We start from the raw sequence: 19,307 nt of genomic DNA on the forward strand, positions 1-19,307 counted from the left end.
GTGTGCGGTTGAGCACCCAGTTTCACGATGCCGCCGGGGTCTCGCGCCGTGAACGGATGGACCTCACGCAACAGCGTCGCAAACATTGCCCAAGAATCGCGAGTTGAATGGCAGAAGTTGCCGTGGTCGCCGACACGTGGGCCGAGTTGAATCGTCCTCATGAGCACTCCAGATGCGGCGACAGCGGACCGCGCGATCCGGATCGGCATCGACACCGGTGGCACCTTCACCGACGTGGTCGCCTTCGACCACGCGACGGGCCGTCAGGTGACGACGAAGACCCCTCCACCCCGAGCAATCCGGCTGACGGCTTCCTGGCCGGCATCGACAAGGTGCTCGGGTTGCTGGAGGGAGCGTCGTACGACGACGTGGGCGCGGTCAGCCACGGCACGACGGTGGCGACCAACCAGCTGCTCGAGGGCAAGGTCGACGCACTCGGCTTCATCACCACCGAGGGCTACGAAGCGATGCTCGAGATCGCCCGCCAGAGCGTGCCCGACGGCTACGGCAACTCCTACTTCTGGGTGAAGCCCGACCGGATCGTGCCCCGCGACCTCGTCAAGGGGGTCGGCGGTCGCCTCGACTTCACCGGTGCCGAGGTGCGCCCGCTCGACGAGGAGGCGGCTCGCAAGGCTGCCCGCTGGTTCCGCGATCGCGGCATCAACACCCTCGGCGTCTGCTTCCTCCACGCCTACGCCAACTCCTCCCACGAGGAGCGGATGCGCGAGATCATCGCCGAGGAGCACCCCGACGCGACCGTCTCCGTCAGCAGCGAGGTGCTGCGCGAGTACCGCGAGTACGAGCGGGCCATGACCACGCTGGTCGACGCTGCCGTGAAGCCGCGGCTGAGCGCCTACGTCAACAACATCAAGATGCGGCTCGCCGAGGGCGCGGGTCGCCAGGTCCCCTTCTACGTCATGAAGTCCAACGGCGGCGTGCTCTCGGCCGACGAGGTCGTGCACCAGCCGATCACCACCGTCCTCTCCGGTCCGGCCGCCGGCGCGCTCGGGGCTGCCCTGATCGCCCAGAACGCCGGTTTCGACAAGGTCCTCACCAGCGACGGTGGCGGTACGTCGACCGACGTGTCCGTGGTCATCGACGGCGAGCCCACGCTCACCACCGAAGGCTCCGTCGGTGTCTACCCGAGCAAGATCCCGATGATCGACGTCGTCACCGTCGGTGCCGGCGGCGGCTCGATCGCGCACCTGTCGCCCGAGGGGACCCTCAAGGTCGGCCCGCAGTCGGCAGGTGCCGACCCCGGCCCGATCTGCTACGGCAAGGGCGGCACCGAGGTCACCATCACCGACGCCCACGTCTTCCTCGGCCGGATCCCTCCCCACCTGCTGGGTGGGGAGATCCCGCTCGACGTCGGGGCCGCTCGCGAGGGCATCGTGGCGCTGGCCGAGAAGCTCAACCTCTCACCGGAGGCGTGCGCCGTCGGCATCCTCGAGATCTCCGCCTGGAACCAGGCCAACGCACTGCGCCAGGTCACGGTCAAGCGGGGTCTCGACGTGCGCGACTTCGCGCTGACCACCTTCGGCGGCTCCGGTTCCCTCCTGCTGTGCCGACTGGTCGACATCCTCGGTGTGCCCACCGTGCTGGTGCCGCCCAACCCCGGCAACGTGTCGGCCTTCGGCCTGCTGACCGTCGACGTCAAGAACGACTACGTGCAGACCCACGTGAGCCTCCAGGAACAGCTCGACGCGACCGCGATCACCGAGGTCGTGGAGACCCTGACCGAGCAGGCCCGGGTCGCTCTCGAGAAGGAGGGCTTCGCGCCTGAGCAGCACGCGTTCGTGCGCACCGCCGACCTGCGCTACTTCGGCCAGGCGTTCGAGGTGCGGGTCGCCGTACCCGAGGGTGATCTCGACAAGGCCGCACTCGACGAGGTGGCCGAGCGTTTCCACGCCGAGCACCGGGCGCTCTACGGCTACGACTTCTCCAACGACGCGACCCAGCAGGTCGAGTGGGTCAACCTCCGGGTGTCGGGCGTCGGCCCGATCCAGCGTCCCGACATCGCGCGGATCGAGGCCACCGGCCAGGACGCCGCGCGGGGCAGCCGCAAGGTGTGCTTCGACCCCGAGGACGGCTATGTCGAGACGCCGTTGCTGTGGCGTACTGACCTGGCGCCGGGCGCCGAGATCGAGGGCCCGGCCATCATCGAGGAGTTCGGCTCGACCGTCCCGCTGCACCCGGGCTTCGCTGCCCGGATCGACGACTTCGGCAACATCATCGTGACCAGGAAGGCAGACCGATGAGCGCGGTTCCCCAGGAGCAGGTGGGCCGGAGGGCCCCCACGGACTTCCCCTACGACTTCCTCACCGGCGACCGCGGTGCGGGCGCCGACCCGGTGCTGGTGGAGATCGTCCAGGGAACGCTCTCCAGTGTGGAGATGGAGGTCGAGACCGCCATCGCACGCACCAGCCGCAGCCCGATGATCCGCGACGCGCACGACTTCCGAGCCGGTATCCACGACCGGCTGATGCGCAAGCTGACCGGTCGGTCCTACTCGGCGCTGGTGCACCCCGTCGCTCGCGACTTCCCGCTCGAGGAGATGAAGGAGGGGGATGTCTTCTTCCACAACGACGTCTATCGCTCCGAGGGTGGCATCGGCCACCTGCCCGACCTCTGCGTGACCGTGCCGGTGTTCGCGCACGGCAAGGTCGTGGCGTTCGTGCAGGCCTTCGGCCATCACGACGACATCGGTGGAGCGGTGCCGGGCTCGATGCCGTCGGCCGCCACCAGCGTCTTCGAGGAGGGGCTGATGGTGCCCCCGATCAAGCTGTGGGACGCGGGCGTGCCCAACCGCAGCGCGCTGGCGATCATGACCCGCAACTCCCGGATGCCCGAGTCGCTCTCTGCCGACCTCGATGCCGAGTGCTCCGCCTGCCTGATGGGCGCCCGTCGCCTCGGTGAGCTGTTCGAGCGCTATGGCGTGGAGACGGTCGAGTCGTGCTTCGACGCGATCCTGGAACGCACCACCGAGACCTACCGCCGCGAGATCCTCTCGAAGATCCCTGTCGGCTCGTGGGTGTGGGAGGACTACGCCGAGCACGACGGTGTCGAGGAGCCGCAGCTGCACACCCAGCGGATCACCCTGACCCGGACCGCGGCGGAGGACCCGGAGGGGAGCGGCTCATCCTCGACTTCTCCGGCACCAGCCCACAGGCCAAGGGACCGATCAACCACTGCGGCGACTACGCCGACGGCGTCTTCCTCAAGAAGTGGCTGGCACCGATCCTGCGCAACCTCGCCGACACCCCGGAGCGGATGGCCGAGCTCGACGTCAATGAGGGCATCGTTCCCCTGATCGAGATGAGGTTCCCTGAGCCCGGCACGTTGTTGACGCCGATCTTCCCGGCGCCGACCAACGCCCGCACGTTCGTGATCCTGCGGCTGCTGGGTGTGCTGGCGGGAGTGGTGGCCAAGGCGGTCGACGGCAAGATGCCCGCCGACCAGGAGACGATCCGCTACACGGGCGTCTACGGTGAGGACCGCGAGGGCCGTCCCTACCTCATGCGCGAGGTGCTCGGTGGCGGTTCCGGTGGTCGCTACTACGCCGACGGCGAGGACACGATCCATGTCGTGCCCGACTCCCGCAACCTGCCGAGCGAGTTCACCGAGTCGCGTTTCCCCTTCCTGGTGGAGTCGCTGACCCTGGCCGTCGACTCGGGTGGTGCCGGCACCTACCGAGGCGGCCTCGGCTATGAGAAGCACATCCGCATGCTCAAGGACGCCCACTTCATGTCCATCGCCGACCGGTCGATCCTTGCCTGCTGGGGGTACGGGGTGGCAAGGCGGGCAAGCCGTTCGAGGTGACCGTCGACCCGGGCGGCCCCAACGAGCGCGATGTCGACGCCCTCGCCGACGCCGAGCCGATCAAGGCCGGCGAGGTGATCCGGATTCGTACCACCGGTGGTGGCGGCTGGGGCGACCCGCTTGCCCGTGACCCCGAGCTCGTCGTGCGCGACGTGGTCTGGCGCAAGGTCTCGGTCGAGGCAGCGCTGCGCGACTACGGCGTGGTGCTCACCGGTTCGCTCGACGACTCCTCGACAGGCTCGGGGCAGGCCCTCGGGTACGACGCCGACGCGACCGCGGCCGAGCGTGCGAGCCGGCCGGCCTGGGAGTCCGACGACGACGCCTTCTTCGACCGGGGACCGGGCTACGCCCAGCTCGCCGGGGAGCACAGCGCGCGGATGTCGACGTCCGCTGACCTCAGCGTCGCGGTGCTGGGAGGGCACGGCAAGACCGGACAGTCGGTCTGCCGTGCCCTCGCTGCGCGTGGCGTGAGTGCCCGGGCCCTGGGTCGTGGCGACCTGGCTGCCCCCGGGGGCCTGACCGCGGCGTTGCGCGGGTGCGTTGCGCTCTACCTGTTGGCGCCCAACATGCATCCGGACGAGTTGTCCTACGCCGAGGAGGCCCTCGCCGCGGCCCGTGCCGCCGGTGTCTCGCGGGTCGTCCACCACTCGGTGGCGTCGCCGTTTGCGCCGTCGATGCCCCACCACCTGGCGAAGGCCCATGCCGAGGACGCAGTCCGCCGCAGTGGCCTGGCGTGGACGGTGCTGCAACCGGGTGCCTACGTGCAGAACTTCCTGCCGGCGCTGCGGGCCGACGTGCCCGAGCTGGCGGTGCCCTACGACGTCCACGCCCTGTTCGGCTTCGCGGACCTCGTCGATGTCGGTGAGGTCGCCGCCGAGGTGATCATCTCCCCGGAGGGCCATCTCGGGGCCACCTATGAGATCGCCGGTCCCGGGCTCGCCTCGGTGAGCGACGTGGCGAGTGCCGCGGCCCGGGTGCTGGGGCGTGAGGTCGCGTGTCGCCGTACCGACCCCGGAGGGTGGGCCGACGGGCCCGGAGCCGGTCTGCCGGAGCGCGAGCGTGCGTGGTTGCTGCGGATGTTCGACCACTACGACCGGCACGGTCTGCCAGTCGGCGGACGCGGTGTGCGCGCCGTCCTGGGGCGCGATGGCCTGCCGTTGGTCGAGGTCGTGCGCCGTGAGTTGGGCTGAGCGATCGCAGTGCACAACATCTGCCTAGGAATCGGCGCGGGTCTGGCCAGAGTTGCCGGTGAACGGGGTGACGGGCACCACTAACTTGGCTGCATGAGAGTACTCATGGCACTGGGCGGAAACGCCTTGACGAATGCCGAAGGACGCGCTCGTCCGGAGGACCAGATCGAGGCCGCGGAGACCGCGATGGCAGCGGTGGCCGGACTCCTGGAGCACGACCACGACGTGGTGGTCACGCATGGCAACGGACCGCAGGTGGGCAACCTGCTGGTGAAGAACGAGGTGGCGGCCCAGGTCGTGCCGCCGGTGCCGCTGGACTGGTGCGGCGCCCAGACCCAGGGCACCCTCGGGCTGATCCTGATGAATGCGCTCGACGCCGCTCTGGCACGTCGCGCAGTGGTCCGACGGACCGCGGCCCTCGTGACCCGCACCGTCGTCGACGCCGCCGACCCGGGATTCCAGAAGCCGACCAAGCCGATCGGACGGCACCTTCCGCTCGCGGAGGCGCAGCCATTGATCGACCACGGCGAGGTGTGGCACGACATGGGCGAGAAGGGTTGGCGCCGGGTGGTCGCCTCGCCCCAGCCCCTCGAGATCGTGGATGCTCCGGCGGCCCAGACGTTGATCGAGGCCGGTTTCGTGGTGGTCGCCAACGGTGGCGGCGGCATCCCGGTCGTCCGTCGTGACGACGGCTCCCTGGTGGGTGTGCCGGCGGTGATCGACAAGGACCTCGGTGCCGAGCTCTTCGCACGGCTCGTTGATGCCGACGTGCTGGTCATCGCCACCGACGTGCCCCAGGCGGTGCTGCGCTTCGGCACCCCGGACGCCGAGGCGCTCGGTGAGGTGTCGTTGTCGAAGATGCGCGCCTATGCGGCCGAAGGGCACTTCGGCGCCGGATCGATGGGGCCGAAGGTCGAGGCCCTGTGCAACTTCGTGGAAGCAACCGGCAAGACCGGGGTGATCACCGATCTCGCCCACATCACCGACGCGGTGCACGGACATGCCGGGACCCGCGTCGTACCCGAACCCTGATTTCTCCTCGACAAAGCCAGTAGCCCAGTACCAACCGAAAGGAACTCCTGATGCCTTCTGCCATTGAGGTGCGCAAGGTCCCGATCCACTCCGTCGCCGACGCCTCGGAGCTCGCCAAGCTGATCGACGACGGCGTGATGGCCGCCGACCGGGTCATCGCCATCATCGGCAAGACCGAGGGCAACGGCGGGGTCAACGACTACACGCGGATCATCGCCGACCGTGCGTTCCGCGAGGTGCTCGTCGAGAAGGGCGCGCCGGAAGACCAGGTCAAGCAGGTCCCGATCGTGTGGTCGGGTGGCACCGACGGGGTGATCAGCCCGCACGCGACGATCTTCGCCACGACCGACGCCGAGCCCACCGACGACCTGCGGCTGACGGTCGGCTTCGCGATGAGCGAGCCGATCCTGCCCGAGGAGATCGGCTACACCGCGATGATCGAGAAGGTCGCAGCCGGAGTGAAGGAGGCAATGGAGAAGGCCGGCATCACCGACCCGGCCGACGTCCACTACGTGCAGACCAAGACCCCGCTGCTGACGATCCACACCATCCGCGACGCCAAGGCCCGCGGCAAGGAGGTGTGGACCGAGCACACGCACGAGTCCATGGACCTCTCCAACGGTGTCACCGGTCTGGGCATCGCCGTCGCACTGGGCGAGATCGAGATGCCCACCGACGCCGACGTGATGAACAACCGCGAGCTCTTCTCCGCGGTCGCCTCCTGCTCGTCCGGCGTGGAGCTCGACCAGGCGCAGATCGTGGTGGTCGGCAACGCCCGCGGCGTCGGCGGCAACTACCGCATCGGTCACTCGGTGATGCAGGACGCGCTCGACGCGGACGGCATCTGGGAGGCCATCAAGAGCGCCGGCCTCGACCTGCCCGAGCGCCCGCGCACGTCCGATCTCGACGGCCGCCTCGTCAACGTGTTCCTCAAGTGTGAGGCGTCGCAGTCCGGCGAGGTCCGTGGTCGCCGCAACGCCATGCTCGACGATTCCGACGTGCACTGGCACCGTCAGATCAAGTCCTGTGTCGGTGGTGTGACCGCGGCAGTGACCGGTGACCCGGCCGTCTTCGTGTCCGTCTCCGCTGCCCACCAGGGTCCTGAGGGTGGCGGCCCCGTCGCCGCCATCGTCGACATGTCGTGACGGCGTACGTCGGGCCCGGCGCACGTGGTTCGAGCGCAGTCGGGCCCCGAGTGATGACCAGGGGATGAGATGCGGGCGGGTCGGGAGTCCTCCGACCCGCCCGTCCCCGCGAGGTCGCGCAAGTTGTCCCGCGAGGTCGCGCACCTTGTCCCGCGAGGTCGCGCAACTTTGCGGTTCCCTGACCTCGTCGCGGGCGCAACTACTGCTGGCTCGCGGGCCAGTCGACGGAGAAGTACTGGGTCTCCTGGTACTCGCGGATGCCCTCGCGCGATCCCTCGCGTCCGATGCCGCTCTGCTTGACCCCGCCGAACGGGGCCGCGGGGTCGGAGACGAGGCCGCGGTTGACGCCGACCATGCCGGCGTCGATGCGCTCGGCGAAGGGGAGTGCCCAGCCGAGGCTGCCGAACACGTAGGCCGACAGGCCGAACTCGGTGCCGTTCACCAGCGCCACGACCTCGTCGTCGGAGGTCCACGTCACCACCGGTGCGACGGGGCCGAAGACCTCCTCGGCCAACAACTGCGCATCGGGCGGGACGTCGGTGACCAGCACTGCCGGATGGAAGTGGCCAGGGCCGTCGGGGGCGGCGCTGCGGTGGGAGACCGTGGCTCCGACAGCGGTTGCCTGGTCGAGCAGCTCCACGACCTTCGTGCGGGCCTTGGCGGTGATCAGGGGGCCGATCTGGTGGTCCTCGAAAGCCGGTCCGACGCTCAGCGCCTCGATCTCGGCACCGAACCTCGCCACGAAGTCGTCGACCACGTCGGCGTGCACGTAGAACCTGTTGGCAGCGGTGCAGGCCTGGCCGCCGTTGCGGAACTTCGCCAACATCGCGCCCTCGACGGCGGCCGCCACGTCGGCATCGGGACCCACCACGAAGGGTGCGTTGCCACCGAGCTCCATGGAGGTGTTGACGACACGGTCAGCGGCCTGTCCCAGCAGCTGCCGGCCGACCCCGGTGGAGCCGGTGAAGGAGATCTTGCGGACCCGTTCGTCCTCGAGCCAGGCGGTCACCACCCTCCCGCGTCCCTTGACGGCACCACGTTGACCACACCGTCGGGAGCCCCCGCGCGCGAGAGCGCCCTGGCGATGGCGAGCGCGGTCAGGGAGTCTCGGAGGCGGGTTTGAGCACCACCGTGCAACCGGCGGCCAGCGCCGGGCCGATCTTGCGCGTGGCCATCGCGGCCGGGAAGTTCCACGGGGTCACGAGGGCGGCGACGCCGACAGGACGATGGGTCACGATCGTGCGGGTGCCGCCGGCCGGCGAGCTCCCGTAGTTGCCTTCGGTGCGCACGGCCTCCTCGGAGAACCATCGGAAGAACTCGGCGGCGTAGCTGACCTCGGCGCGGGCATCGGCCAGCGACTTGCCGTTCTCCCACGCCATCAGTCCGGCGAGCTGCTCGGCCTCGGCGTGCATGATCTCGAAGGTTCGACGCAGCACCTCGCTGCGCTCACGGGGCGCCGTCGCAGCCCACCCGGGGAAGGCTCCGGCTGCCGCATCCACTGCACGTACGGCATCGACCGCGGATCCGTTGGAGACCTGGGCGATCTCGGAGTCGTCGGCCGGGTCGAGCACCACGAAGGTACGTCCACCTTCGCCGGCAGACGGGCCGCCGGCCCAGATCCCGTGCCCCGGGTCCAGATCAGCGACATAGGTGCGCAGGGCTTCGGGGACGACGGACATCAGACCTCCTGAGGGTGGCGGGCAGTCAGTGGTGACAGTACGCCGCTCGGCGCGGTCGGCAAGAGGGCTGCGGTTGCTGCGTCGCGGCGTACCCAAACGAGCCGGGTGGTGGGATGATTCCCGCGTGTGGGGCATCACGGACCTGGGGACCTATCTGATCGGGATGATCCTGATCGTCCTGCTGCCCGGGCCCAACTCGATGTATGTGCTCTCCGTCGCGGCACGCAAGGGCGTGCGCACCGGCTATGCGGCTGCGTGCGGCGTCTTCACCGGCGACGCGGTGCTCATGGTGCTCTCGGCGGCCGGTGTCGCCTCGGTGCTGAAGGCCAACGACCTGGTCTTCGACGTCATCAAGTATCTCGGCGCCGGATATCTCGGGTGGCTCGCGATCGGCATGTTGCGCGGCGCGTGGGGCGTGTGGCACCGCAAGGACAGCGACATGGTCGAGGAGGTCGTCGACAAACGGGTCCCGGTTGAGCGGCCGTTCCGTCGGGCGCTGGTGATCAGCCTGCTCAACCCCAAGGCGATCCTCTTCTTCATCGCCTTCTTCGTGCAGTTCGTCGACCCGGCCTATGCGCAGCCCGCGCTGTCGTTCCTGGTGCTCGGCGCGCTCGTCGAGATCGCCAGCTTCCTCTATCTCAGCGCGCTCATCTTCACCGGCGCCCGACTGGCCGCGGCCGTACGTCGCCGGCGGGCGTTGGCGGCCGGCGGCACCACGGTCGTGGGCGCGGTCTTCCTCGGGTTCGCGCTGAAGCTCGCACTCGCCTCCGCTGTCTGAAAACCCGAAGGAGCCTGCCCTGTGAGCACCCCTGCAGAGATGAAGTTCAGCCCCGAGGAGTTCCGCGCGCTGATCAACCAGTGGCCCACCTTCGTCGCCGCCAAGGTGTCGGTCACCGAGATCGCGCCGGACTGGAGCCACGCCGTGGTGCGGATGGAGTTGACCGCTGAGAACGCGAACTTCTTCGGCACCGCGTTCGGCGGCACCCTCTTCTCGATGACGGACCCATTCCTGCCGATCCTCGCCGACCGACAACTCGGCCCCGGATACGCCTGCTGGGACAAGGCCGCGGAGATCGACTTCATCCGCCCCGGGCGAAGCGCGGTGACCGCCCGCATCGAGGTGGGACCGGAGACGGTCGAGGCGATGCGGATCGCCACCGCCAGCGGGCAGAAGCACCTGCGGTGGTTCGACATCGACCTCACGGACGAGGCGGGTGAAGTGGTGGCGCGGCTGCGCCGCCAGCTCTACGTGCGCAGACTCCTCGACTGACCGGGTCCGCGCGGGGCCGGTGACGCGCAGCGGCGCCTGTGGACAGGACCCGGGATGTGTCGGAGGCGGGGCGCAGGCTGGGCGCTCCGACCGACCTGGAGGTTCCCATGGCATCGCTGACCGACGACCCCGACGTGTTCTCCCGGCTCGAGACCGACCGAGGGAGGCAACCGCCGTGCGAGTGTGTCCATGAAGCAGGTGAGCGCCGCTGGTCCTGCCCGGAGGTGGCCGAGTTCAGGGTGACGGTGGTGTGCCTCGAAGCCGGGTGCGACTGCGCAGTCACGGTGCACCTGATCTGCCGCGACTGCCTGGTGACCTGGCAGCTGAAGGCGCGAGCCGACGGCGTGCAGCTGCGGGTCCGGGCACTGTGAGTGGTGCGCCGCGGCTCGGCGACAGCTGGCCGGGCTCGACGTGGGTACCGAACTGGTCCGACCCGAGAGGAACCCGCAGCAGTGAGCACCTGCCCGACCGTGAGGACGAGCCGCAGCGTGAGCCCGACGTCGTGAGCGATCCTGATCTCGACGACTCACGCGATCCATCGTCCGACGACGGCACTTCGTCCGACTGGACCTCTGAGGGCGGCGCCATGGCTGAAGGGCCGGCGACCCATTCCGGTGCCGGCCCCGACGACAGTGATTGAGCGGGGCCGGGTTGGGAGGCCTCAGTCCAGCAGCGCCGCCACCAGCGCACGAAGTGGCTCGGAGAACGCCACGATGAGCGCCTCTTCGACCTGCGAGGGTGTGTCGCGCAGCGTCTCCACGGCGGTCCGGGCGGCAACGTCGGCCGGCCAGCCGTAGACACCGGCGCCGACCAACGGGAAGGCGACCGAGCGTGCGCCGAGGTCGTCGGCGACCTGGAGACATCGGCGATAGCAGGAGGTGAGGAGCGAACGGTCTCTCTGGCCAACTCGCCGGTCCGGGCCCACGGTGTGGATCACCCATCGTGCCGGCAGGTCGCCGGCGGTCGTCCACCCGGCGTCGCCGGTGACCAGGCCGTCGGGAAACCGTGCGACGCAGTCCTCCAGCACCGTTGGCCCGCCCGCCCGATGGATCGCCCCGTCGACCCCTCCACCTCCGCGCATCCGGCTGTTGGCAGCGTTGACCACGGCATCCACCTGCTGCTCGGTGATGTCTCCTCGGACCACGGCCAGCTTCATGGCAGCCACGCTACGTCGAGGCTCCAGCGGGAACCACCGGGCGACGTACGCCGTCCCACCCACCATGAGGATGCCGAAGTCGCTGACCGCACTGCCCGCTCTCGTCCTGATGGTTGCCATCGCCACGGCCTGTGATGACTCGGACGCTGGCACGTCCACCGGGCCGGCGCGCGACCTGGTGGTCGAGTTCTCGGACTGGAACGGTTGGGAGCCCGATCACCAGCCCACGGTCGCGCAACTGCAGCTGAAGGGTGGCGTGGGGGAGCAGGTGCGGGTCGAGGTGATGGGTGGGATCGACATCGAAGTGGTCGAAGTCGACGGAGACGAGATCACCATCGAGACCTCCGAGGAGATGGCGCCGCAGGGTGACAGCGGTGGCGTCAACCTCAATGAACTCACCGACACGTTCGTGGTGACGCCGGGCTCCCCGGCAGTGTTCGCGACGGCGACCCTGGACGGCGGCTACGACTTCGAGGTGCGCGTCGACGACGGGGCCGACCGGAGCATCCCGGCTCCCGGTGCCACCCACTGAGCCTGTCCTCGACGAGCCACGGCGCGTGGATCGCGGGAACCTGACGGTTCCTTGTGCGGGCGATCGCGGCATCTCTTACATTGTTCCGCGTGATGAACCTGTGGGGTGGCCCCGGAGCGGGCCGGTTTGCTTCCAGCGTCGTGGTCACTGCAGCACTCATCTGCGGACTGCTGACGAGCGCTGCGCTGCCGGCGGCGGGTGTCCCCGAGGCAGATGTCGTGGTCCGTCCCAGCAGCGTCTACATCGTCGGCGACTCGATCGCCTTCCACTCCCGTAGGCAACTGCACGCTCGCAAGCCCGCGTGGCAGGTCGATGCCGTCGCCGGGCGCAACGTGCGGCAGCTGCCCGAGCTGCTGGAGGCGCGGATGCAACTGAGCCCCGCTCCCAAGAACGTCGTGGTCGCCCTCGGGGCCAACGGTCACCCCAGCTGGGGCGCGGAGGACTACCGGGCGGCTTTGGAGCTGTTGCCGGAGACGACCCGCGTCACCTTCACGACGACGTGGCGCGATCCGCAGCGCTGGCGGCCGACGAAGGCAGGTCCGGGAAAGCTGGCTGACCTGATGGATCAATACACCCGCGACGTACGACAGATCGCTCGGGAGCGACCACACACCTGCGTGTTCAACTGGCACCGTCGAGCACGACGCAACGCGGCGAAGTTGATCCTGGCCGACGGCGTGCACCCGACCGTCAAGGGCCGGAAGGTCTGGGCGCGTGGTGTGGCGCGCACCGTGAAGAAGTGCTCCTAGCCGTCCCAGAAGCTCACCCAGCGTCGAATCTCGCGGCTACTGTGCTCGCATGGGAGCACAGACCATCGATCCAGCCGTGGAGAAGCTCCGGACCCTGATCCGGATTCCGACGGTTTCCCACCGGGACCCGAGCCTCGTCGACACCGCCGCGTTCGACGCGTTCCTCGTCGAGCTCGCGCGCCAGTTCCCGTTGGTGCACGAGCACCTCGAGTTGACCCACGTCGACACCCACGGGCTGCTCTTCCACTGGGCTGGACGCAACGACGAGAAGCCGGTCGTGCTGATGGCGCATCTCGACGTGGTGCCGGTCGATGACGGCTCTCCCTGGCAGTTCCCGGCCTTCAGAGCCGAGATCCACGACGGCGCGGTCTGGGGGCGCGGCACCCTCGACGACAAGGGTCAGCTGGTCGCCGCTTGTGAGGCCGTGGAACGCCTCCTTGCCGAGGGGTTCGTGCCCGCGCAGGACGTCTGGCTCTCCTTCGGGTGCAATGAGGAGGTCTCCGGTGATGCAGCCTCGCTCGCGGTTGAGGAGCTGGTACGCCGCGGGGTCACTCCGTGGTTCGTCCTCGACGAGGGCGGTGCGATCGCAGGGGAGGCATTGCCGGGCCTCGTCGTCCCCCTCGGAGTCGTCGGCGTGACCGAGAAGGGCACCACGTCGCTCGAGCTGACGGCGGAGGGGCGCGGTGGACACGCGTCGACACCGGCGCGCAACGGTCCGACGGTGCGCCTCAGCAAGGCCCTCGCCCGACTCGATGCCCACGCCATGCCTGCGCGCCTTCCCGACACCACGGTCGAGATGTTCCGGCGGGTCGCGCCGCACCTGCCCGGCCCGATCGGCGCCCTGGTCGGCAAGGTCACCGGCGTCGACCGACTGCGTCCGGTGCTGGCCAAGGCCCTCGTGGCGGCCGGCCCCGAACCGGCCGCACTCGTGCGCACCACCTTCGCCATCACCACCCTTGCCGGGTCGCCAGCGATCAACGTCATCGCCGCCACGGCCAGGGCCGGCATCAATGTCCGGGTGATGGTCGGCGACACGGTGGCCGACGCGGTGGCCCACGTGCGACGGGTGATCAAGGACGACGACATCCGCGTCGACGTCGTGGAGGAGGGTGAGGCCAGCCCGGTCTCGCCGATCGACGACGAGGCGTTCCGCCTGGTGGAGCGCACGATCACCGACACGTTCCCCGAGGCGGTCGTGACGCCCTACGTGATGATGGCGGCGACCGACAGTCGCTTCTTCACGAAGATCTGCCCGCGGGTCTATCGCTTCGCGCCGTTCCGGATGAGCAAGGCGCAGCGCCAGGCGATCCACTCCTACGACGAGCACCTCGGCATCGAGACGTTCCTCGAGGGGATCGACTGGTACCGGCGGCTGCTGGAAGGCCTGCCGGCATGAGCGCGGGTACGCCGGCCCCCGCCTCGCGACGTACGCCCACGGTGGGGGACGGGGTCAAGGGACTGACCGCCGTCGTCGGGTTCTTGGTGTGCGTGGAGTTCGCCAGCGGCATCCTGCAGGGTTACTACACGCCGATCTTCAGCGACATCGCCGGCCACCTGTCGATCGCCGACGCCGACGTCAACTGGTTCGAGGCCGCGCAGCTGATCGTCTCGGCGTTGGTGGTGCCACCGCTGGCGCGACTGGCAGACCTCCTCGGGCACAAGAAGGTGTTGCTGGCCTCCACGGCAGTCACCGCCCTGGGCTCGTGGATCATGGCGCTCGCGCCGAGCTTCACGACCTTCCTCATCGGTTCGGCCCTGCAGGGCGCCTACGTGGTGTGGTTGCCGTTGGAGGTGGCGATCATCTATCGCCGCACGGCAGGCAGTCGGCAGCAGCACGCCCTGACCCGGCGAGCGGCCGCGATCCTCGTCGGCGCGCTGGAGCTGTCGGTCATCGTCGGCGCGCTGACGAGTGGTGCGTTGGTGACCAGGACCTCGATGACGGTGCTGTTGGCGCTGCCGGCGATCGTGGTGACGCTGTGCCTGGTGCTGATCTGGTTCGGCATCGAGAACGTACCGGGAACCCAGGAGGGGCGCCTCGACGTACGACAGTTCGATCTCTCCGGCCTCGGACTGTTGACCGCCGGCATCGGTCTGGTCATGACGGGCCTCATCACGATCCGCCTCGAAGGCCCGGGCAGCGTGCTGGCGTGGGGGTTCATCGTGGCCGGGATCGGCGTCCTGGCCGGCTTCGTGCAGGTGGAGCTGCGCCAGTCCGAGCCGCTCGTCGACGTACGCCTGATGGCCACTCGTGGACAGTGGCCGGTACAACTGTGCGCGTTCCTCTTCGGCATGTCGGTGCTTGGCGCGCAGATCCCGTTGTCGACGTTCGCCCGCACCGACCCGGAGGTCGTCGGCTACGGCCTCGGCGCGAGCGCGTCCTTCGTGTCGACGTTGGTGGGTGTCTACGTGATCTTCATGGCCGTCGGTGCATTCACGCTGCCCCTGACCGCACGGTTGCTGGGCGACCGGCGCGCGCTGGTGGGGTCGGCGTTGCTGGTGGCCGTCGGCTACGGGTTGTGGCTCCCGCTGCACGGGTCCACCCTGCAGGCCCTCGTCAACATGGCCGTGATCGGCGTCGGGTCCGGAGCCTTGGTGGCCGCGCTGCCCGCGATGGCGGCCTCGGCGGCGCCGCCGGAACGCACCGGCTTCGTCACCGGCATGACCAATGCCACCAAGACGATGGGCGGGGCGATCGCCTCGGCCGTCTTCGCGATCGCGCTCTCGGCCACGGGCTCGCTCGACACCGACCAAGGTCATGCCCCGTTGTCGGGCTACCTCACCGTGTGGGGGCTGTGCGCGGTCTCCGCGCTGCTGGCCGCAGCGGCGCTCTCGCGGATGCCACGCCGAGGAGGAGTGAGTCTCACTCCTCCTCGGGCATGACGTGCATCGCCGCCTCCTCGGCGCTGGCGCCTGCGCCGTCGATGCCCACGTCGGTGGCGTACGACGCGGAGTCGGTGTCCTCCCCGACGCCTTGGTCGGGCGCGACGAGCCGGCCGCTGCGATCGTCGCCGACCGAGAAGTCGGAGGGATCGGCGTCCTCGTCGTCACCGGGTGACTCGCCGCCGTAGGCGATCGACGCATTCGGGTCAGGGTCCTCCTGCGCCATGCGTTCCTCCAGTGACTCGCCCTCGAGTTCCTCGCGTGCGGTCACCCCCTTCGCGGTCGAACCGCGGAGTCGCTCGGGCGGGGAGTACCCCTCGTCCAGGACGTCGTCGACGCCGCGATCATCGAGGGTGTCTTGTGGTTGCAGTTGATCGGAATCGTCCATGGGTTCCGGTACCCCGCGGGGCCGCCGGCATGTGTGGTCATCGCAGTGCGGGTCGCCGAGATCGATGCGCGGCCGGTGCCGGTTGCTTCCAGGTGTTGGACTGGGCAGCGAAATTGCATTCCTGGTGGCTGTTGCTACGCGCACCAGGCACCCATTTCCCCGCCCGGGCGGGGAAACTTGAGGCCCACGGGGCGGGTGGGACGGCGGAGGGGACGGAGCACAGCCGCGCCGGCCGGAGGTCTCACCGGCCGGCGCGGGACGTCACGCTCTCAGGAGCAGATCATGTGAAGAGACTGACTCCGCCCGGCCCCACCAGCAGGCCGACGATGATCAACACCACGCCCCACAGGATCTGTCCTCGAATGAGCGAGAAGATCCCGCTCACGACCAGGATGACGGCCAGAATCCACAGAAGTAATGCCATGACTTGCTCCTATCCCGGGCCCTTCATGGCCCGTCCCAGCAGACCGGTGCCCCGAGCAGCGCCGGACATACCTCCTCACCGTGATCAATTTCCCTCCACAGGTCCTGTGGGCCGGTCCCCGCGCCGCGACCGGACTCCTGCAAGACTGGGGGCTCGAGTCGGAGGTGTGCATGGCCAGTGGGGGACAGCGGGGCGCGATGGAGCGTCTCGTTCGACTGATGTCGGTGTTGAGCCAGGCCGGCGATGACGGCGTCTCGGCCACCACCTTGTGCCGGATCGGGGGCTTCGGCCAGTCCGACCCCCTCTCCCAACTCGCCCGCGAGTTCCGCTACCTCCGGGCCCAGGGCTGGCAGATCGACAACATCACCGGCGAGAGCGAGGAGACCCGCTACCGGATGGTGAAGGGTGACAACCGGCTGCGGGTCGCCTTCACCGCGGAGCAGCGCGCGGCCCTCCAACGTGCCGCCCTGCTCGCGGATCGTGACGACCTCGTCGCTGCGCTCCAGCTGCCCGACGAGGCCCGCCCGGCCGAGGTCTCGCAGGCCAGCGCTCGTACGTCGTTGAGCGGCCCCGGGGCGGCGTTCGACGTGGTGGCCGGCGCCGTACGCCGCAACGCCTTGTTGCGCTTTCGCTACAAGGGCAGCGAGCGCGTCATCCATCCTGCGTCGGTGCTGCGCACCAACGGCACCTGGTATCTCACCGGCCTCGAGGACGGGGGTGACGTCACCAAGTCGTTCGTGCTCTCGCGGATGAGCGAGGTCTCCGCCGATGCCCCCGGCACCGCGCACCCGGTGCCGCCGGCGCAGCGTCGCAACCTCCACCCGATGCGGTGGCCGGTCGACCCGCACACCGAGGTCACGTTGCGTTGCCGTGCCGAGTTCGTGCCCGACGTGCACCGTTGGCTCGCCTCCCCACGCGAGGAGCGCACGCTACCCGGCGGATGGGTGGAGCTGGTGTACGACGTCACTCACCGCGCTGCGCTGCGCTCGCGGCTGCAGGCACTCGGCACCCGGGTGGTGCTGGTCGGACCGGACGACGTGCGCGAGGAGCTCCTCGCCGAGCTGCGTGAGATGGCAGGTCTGTGATGGCGACGCCCGGATACGTGAGTCGCATCGCCCGACTGCCGCGGGTGCTGGCCACCTTGGCCGAGCACCGCGACGGCATGCCGCTGGCCACCTTGGCGGCCGCGGAGGGGATCGGGGAGAAGGAGCTGCGCGAAGACCTGTTGGCCTACTTCACGGCCGATCCGATGTGGACCCTCGGCCTGTCGCGGGTCGCGACCTTGGAGTTCCTCGGTCCTGACGGCTCCGAGGAGGACCCGACGAAGGCCGAGGTGGTGCGCGTCGTCTCCGACGCCGATGACCTCGGGGTCGAGCTCCTCGATGCCGATGAGCTGGCGCTGATCCACACCGCCGCGGTGGCACTGCTCGAGCTGCAGCCCGACGACGATGACCTGGCCAGTGCGGTCGACGTGCTCACCGAGACCATGCTGGGGGCCCCGGCCGAGCCGCGGCACACGGCGCACGGCGAGGTGCTCGGGTTGCTGCAGGACGCGGTGACCGGCCAGCAGGTCGTGCGCATCGAGTATTCACGTGCGTGGCACGCGGGTGTCTCCACGCGCGACATCCATCCGCTGCGACTGGTGCAGACCCGCCGCGGCTGGGAGGTCGATGCCGGACCCGTGGGCGCTGACGGGGCGCTGCGCACCTATCTGCTCAGCAACATCCGCAGCGCCGAGACCACGGGCGAGGGTTTCGAACCCCGGTCGGCCTCGCCGAGCTCCTGCTCGGTCAGCGTGAGCTCACCTCCGTGCGGATGCAGCTTCCCACGAGGCGCGCTGGTCCGCCGACATGTATGCCGAATCGGTGCAGGTCGTCGCGGAGGACGAGGCCACCTTCACCGCCGACCTCGCCCTGCTGGAGCCCGTCAGCTGGCGCGTCGGCCTGCTCACGCTCGTCGGTGGCGAGGAGACCCGGGTGCTCTTCCCGGTCGACCTGATCTCGGCCGGACCCGAGCTGGCGCGGGAGTTGCTCGACCACCACACCCGACCGGTCGCACCCTGACCTCGGCGCCGGCCCACCGCCGGACGTGTGGAGTGCGGTCGGATGGGTACCGCGCCATGGTCAGCCGCATCAACCGAAGGGAGCACCACATGGGTTTCGAGGAGAAGGCAGACGACCTGAAGGGCCGTGCCAAGGAGGCTGCAGGCGCTGCCACGAACGACGACGAGCTCAAGAACGAGGGCAAGGCCGACCAGGCCAAGGCCTCGATCAAGGAGAAGGTCGAGTCGGTCGCCGACAGCATCAAGGACAAGCTCAACTGAGCCTCCCGCCTCGAGCTGCAGGACCCGGCCCTCGAGGCCGGGTCCTGTCACGTCCGGTCGGGTGAGAGGCTGGGTCCATGCCTGACCTGGTCGATCTGGCCCGCAACCTCCTGGACCCGGATGAAGCTGCGGCGATGACGTCGTCGGGGCGGGTCGATGCGGCCGTGCTGGTGCCGGTCTTCGAGACCCCGGCCGGCCCTGCCCTCGTGTTCACCGAACGCAACCGGGACCTGCGCAAGCACGCTGGTGAGATCTCCTTCCCGGCGGTCGCCGCGACGAGGGGGAGGACTTCGTCGAGACCGCGTTGCGTGAAGCCCAGGAGGAGATCGGTCTCGCCCCCGATGACGTCGAGGTTCTCGGCGCACTGGAGCCGAGCGGCACCTTCGTCACCAACTTCGCCATCCACCCCATCGTGGCGCGCATTCCGGCAGGGATCGCCTGGCGTCTGCAGCCCACCGAGGTCGCCCAAGTGCTCGAGTTCACCGTCGCAGATCTCATCGCCGGACACTCCACACGTCGCCTGTGGGAGTTGAAGGTGCCGATCCGCATGCCCCACTTCACGGTCGACGGTCACCTGGTCTGGGGCGCCACCGGGCGCATCGTCGACCAGTTGCTGCGCCGCGCCGGCGTCACGCTCGAATCCAGAGACTGAGGGCCAGGCGCACCTCGGGATCACCCAGTGAAGCGGCACACGAAAAACGACGTAACTTGGTTACGAAT

20 protein-coding genes and 3 pseudogenes are annotated in these 19,307 nt (G+C 69.3%); 17 read left to right on the forward strand and 6 right to left on the reverse strand.

The features are described 5' to 3' along the window. The first annotated feature begins 107 nt into the window (after nt 1–107). From L1066_RS16735 to bar, 6 genes and pseudogenes are all read left to right on the forward strand, one after another. The gene (locus L1066_RS16735; protein ID WP_446499913.1) at nt 108–2,258 is read left to right on the forward strand and encodes a hydantoinase/oxoprolinase family protein; all 2,151 of its coding nucleotides are present in this window, start codon (nt 108–110) and stop codon (nt 2,256–2,258) included. A 134-nt stretch (nt 2,259–2,392) separates the two neighbouring features. Beyond that, nucleotides 2,393–3,040: pseudogene (locus tag L1066_RS26920) on the forward strand (hydantoinase B/oxoprolinase family protein); the annotation flags it as partial. Next, a pseudogene (locus L1066_RS26925) lies at nt 3,034–3,878 on the forward strand (hydantoinase B/oxoprolinase family protein); the annotation flags it as partial. The pseudogenes L1066_RS26920 and L1066_RS26925, both read left to right, overlap by 7 nt. A gap of 318 nt (nt 3,879–4,196) precedes the next feature. Beyond that, a complete protein-coding gene (locus L1066_RS16745) occupies nt 4,197–5,009 on the forward strand; it encodes an NmrA family NAD(P)-binding protein (RefSeq protein ID WP_235737418.1) in 813 nt (270 codons plus the stop codon). 93 nt (nt 5,010–5,102) lie between these two features. Continuing rightward, on the forward strand, nt 5,103–6,041 hold the full coding sequence (locus tag L1066_RS16750) for a carbamate kinase (RefSeq protein ID WP_235737398.1): 939 nt from the start codon (nt 5,103–5,105) through the stop codon (nt 6,039–6,041). 50 nt (nt 6,042–6,091) lie between these two features. Next, on the forward strand, nt 6,092–7,186 hold the full coding sequence (gene bar, locus L1066_RS16755) for a barbiturase (RefSeq protein WP_235737399.1): 1,095 nt from the start codon (nt 6,092–6,094) through the stop codon (nt 7,184–7,186). A 199-nt stretch (nt 7,187–7,385) separates the two neighbouring features. On the opposite strand, the gene L1066_RS26930 is transcribed toward bar, so the two are convergent. Both L1066_RS26930 and L1066_RS26935 read right to left on the reverse strand, forming a co-directional pair. Next, nucleotides 7,386–8,195 carry an aldehyde dehydrogenase family protein gene (locus L1066_RS26930; RefSeq protein ID WP_312008022.1) on the reverse strand — a complete coding sequence of 270 codons (810 nt, stop codon included), beginning with the start codon at nt 8,193–8,195 and terminating at the stop codon, nt 7,386–7,388. 88 nt (nt 8,196–8,283) lie between these two features. Next, complete coding sequence (locus tag L1066_RS26935) at nt 8,284–8,865, reverse strand: aldehyde dehydrogenase family protein (protein ID WP_283095480.1); 582 nt, start codon at nt 8,863–8,865, stop codon at nt 8,284–8,286. A gap of 124 nt (nt 8,866–8,989) precedes the next feature. Here L1066_RS26935 and leuE point away from each other — a divergent pair, with 124 nt between their 5' ends. The 4 genes from leuE (at nt 8,990) to L1066_RS16780 (ending at nt 10,775) form a co-directional block, all read left to right on the forward strand. Continuing rightward, nucleotides 8,990–9,643, forward strand: coding sequence for a leucine efflux protein LeuE (leuE, locus tag L1066_RS16765; protein ID WP_235737400.1), 654 nt, complete (start codon nt 8,990–8,992; stop codon nt 9,641–9,643). Nucleotides 9,644–9,664: 21 nt separating this feature from the next. Continuing rightward, a complete protein-coding gene (locus tag L1066_RS16770; RefSeq protein ID WP_235737401.1) occupies nt 9,665–10,135 on the forward strand; it encodes a DUF4442 domain-containing protein in 471 nt (156 codons plus the stop codon). Between the two features lie 107 nt (nt 10,136–10,242). Continuing rightward, nucleotides 10,243–10,506, forward strand: a complete 264-nt coding sequence (locus tag L1066_RS16775) for a hypothetical protein (RefSeq protein WP_235737402.1) — start codon at nt 10,243–10,245, stop codon at nt 10,504–10,506. Beyond that, nucleotides 10,503–10,775 (forward strand): hypothetical protein, encoded by a 273-nt coding sequence (locus tag L1066_RS16780; protein WP_235737403.1) that lies wholly within the window; start codon nt 10,503–10,505, stop codon nt 10,773–10,775. Before L1066_RS16775 ends, L1066_RS16780 begins: the two co-directional genes overlap by 4 nt. A 21-nt stretch (nt 10,776–10,796) precedes the next feature. Here the strand turns inward: L1066_RS16780 and L1066_RS16785 are convergent, their stop codons facing one another. Next, the gene (locus L1066_RS16785; RefSeq protein WP_235737404.1) at nt 10,797–11,291 is read right to left on the reverse strand and encodes an O-acetyl-ADP-ribose deacetylase; all 495 of its coding nucleotides are present in this window, start codon (nt 11,289–11,291) and stop codon (nt 10,797–10,799) included. Between L1066_RS16785 and L1066_RS16790 the strand changes: the two genes are divergently transcribed. The 4 genes from L1066_RS16790 to L1066_RS16805 all read left to right on the forward strand — a co-directional run bounded on the left by L1066_RS16790 (nt 11,290) and on the right by L1066_RS16805 (nt 15,452). Continuing rightward, nucleotides 11,290–11,823 (forward strand): hypothetical protein, encoded by a 534-nt coding sequence (locus tag L1066_RS16790; protein WP_235737405.1) that lies wholly within the window; start codon nt 11,290–11,292, stop codon nt 11,821–11,823. The genes L1066_RS16785 and L1066_RS16790 overlap by 2 nt on opposite strands. Before the next feature lie 89 nt (nt 11,824–11,912). Then, complete coding sequence (locus L1066_RS16795; RefSeq protein WP_235737406.1) at nt 11,913–12,572, forward strand: SGNH/GDSL hydrolase family protein; 660 nt, start codon at nt 11,913–11,915, stop codon at nt 12,570–12,572. A 49-nt stretch (nt 12,573–12,621) separates the two neighbouring features. Further along, a complete protein-coding gene (locus tag L1066_RS16800; protein WP_235737407.1) occupies nt 12,622–13,968 on the forward strand; it encodes a M20/M25/M40 family metallo-hydrolase in 1,347 nt (448 codons plus the stop codon). Further along, nucleotides 13,965–15,452: an MFS transporter gene (locus tag L1066_RS16805; RefSeq protein ID WP_235737408.1), complete on the forward strand. Its 1,488-nt coding sequence runs from the start codon at nt 13,965–13,967 to the stop codon at nt 15,450–15,452. Before L1066_RS16800 ends, L1066_RS16805 begins: the two co-directional genes overlap by 4 nt. On the opposite strand, the gene L1066_RS16810 is transcribed toward L1066_RS16805, so the two are convergent. Both L1066_RS16810 and L1066_RS16815 read right to left on the reverse strand, forming a co-directional pair. Beyond that, entirely contained in the window at nt 15,433–15,840 is a 408-nt protein-coding gene (locus L1066_RS16810; protein ID WP_235737409.1) for a DUF5709 domain-containing protein, read from the reverse strand. The two genes, L1066_RS16805 and L1066_RS16810, sit on opposite strands and share 20 nt — an antisense overlap. A gap of 280 nt (nt 15,841–16,120) precedes the next feature. Next, complete coding sequence (locus L1066_RS16815) at nt 16,121–16,264, reverse strand: GPGG-motif small membrane protein (RefSeq protein ID WP_235737410.1); 144 nt, start codon at nt 16,262–16,264, stop codon at nt 16,121–16,123. Nucleotides 16,265–16,344: 80 nt separating this feature from the next. Here L1066_RS16815 and L1066_RS16820 point away from each other — a divergent pair, with 80 nt between their 5' ends. Both L1066_RS16820 and L1066_RS16825 read left to right on the forward strand, forming a co-directional pair. Then, entirely contained in the window at nt 16,345–17,349 is a 1,005-nt protein-coding gene (locus L1066_RS16820) for a helix-turn-helix transcriptional regulator (RefSeq protein WP_235737411.1), read from the forward strand. Between the two features lie 17 nt (nt 17,350–17,366). Next, nucleotides 17,367–18,587 carry a CsbD family protein gene (locus tag L1066_RS16825; protein WP_235737412.1) on the forward strand — a complete coding sequence of 407 codons (1,221 nt, stop codon included), beginning with the start codon at nt 17,367–17,369 and terminating at the stop codon, nt 18,585–18,587. A 47-nt stretch (nt 18,588–18,634) separates the two neighbouring features. Here L1066_RS16825 and L1066_RS16830 read toward each other — a convergent pair whose 3' ends face one another. Beyond that, nucleotides 18,635–18,829 (reverse strand): hypothetical protein, encoded by a 195-nt coding sequence (locus L1066_RS16830; protein ID WP_235737413.1) that lies wholly within the window; start codon nt 18,827–18,829, stop codon nt 18,635–18,637. A 26-nt stretch (nt 18,830–18,855) separates the two neighbouring features. Between L1066_RS16830 and L1066_RS16835 the strand changes: the two are divergent. Beyond that, nucleotides 18,856–19,239 (forward strand): annotated as a pseudogene (locus tag L1066_RS16835) (NUDIX hydrolase); the annotation flags it as partial. Between the last annotated feature and the right edge of the window lie 68 nt (nt 19,240–19,307).

The organism is Nocardioides alcanivorans, assembly GCF_021555175.1.
GTDB classification, from domain to species: Bacteria; Actinomycetota; Actinomycetes; order Propionibacteriales; family Nocardioidaceae; genus Nocardioides; species Nocardioides alcanivorans.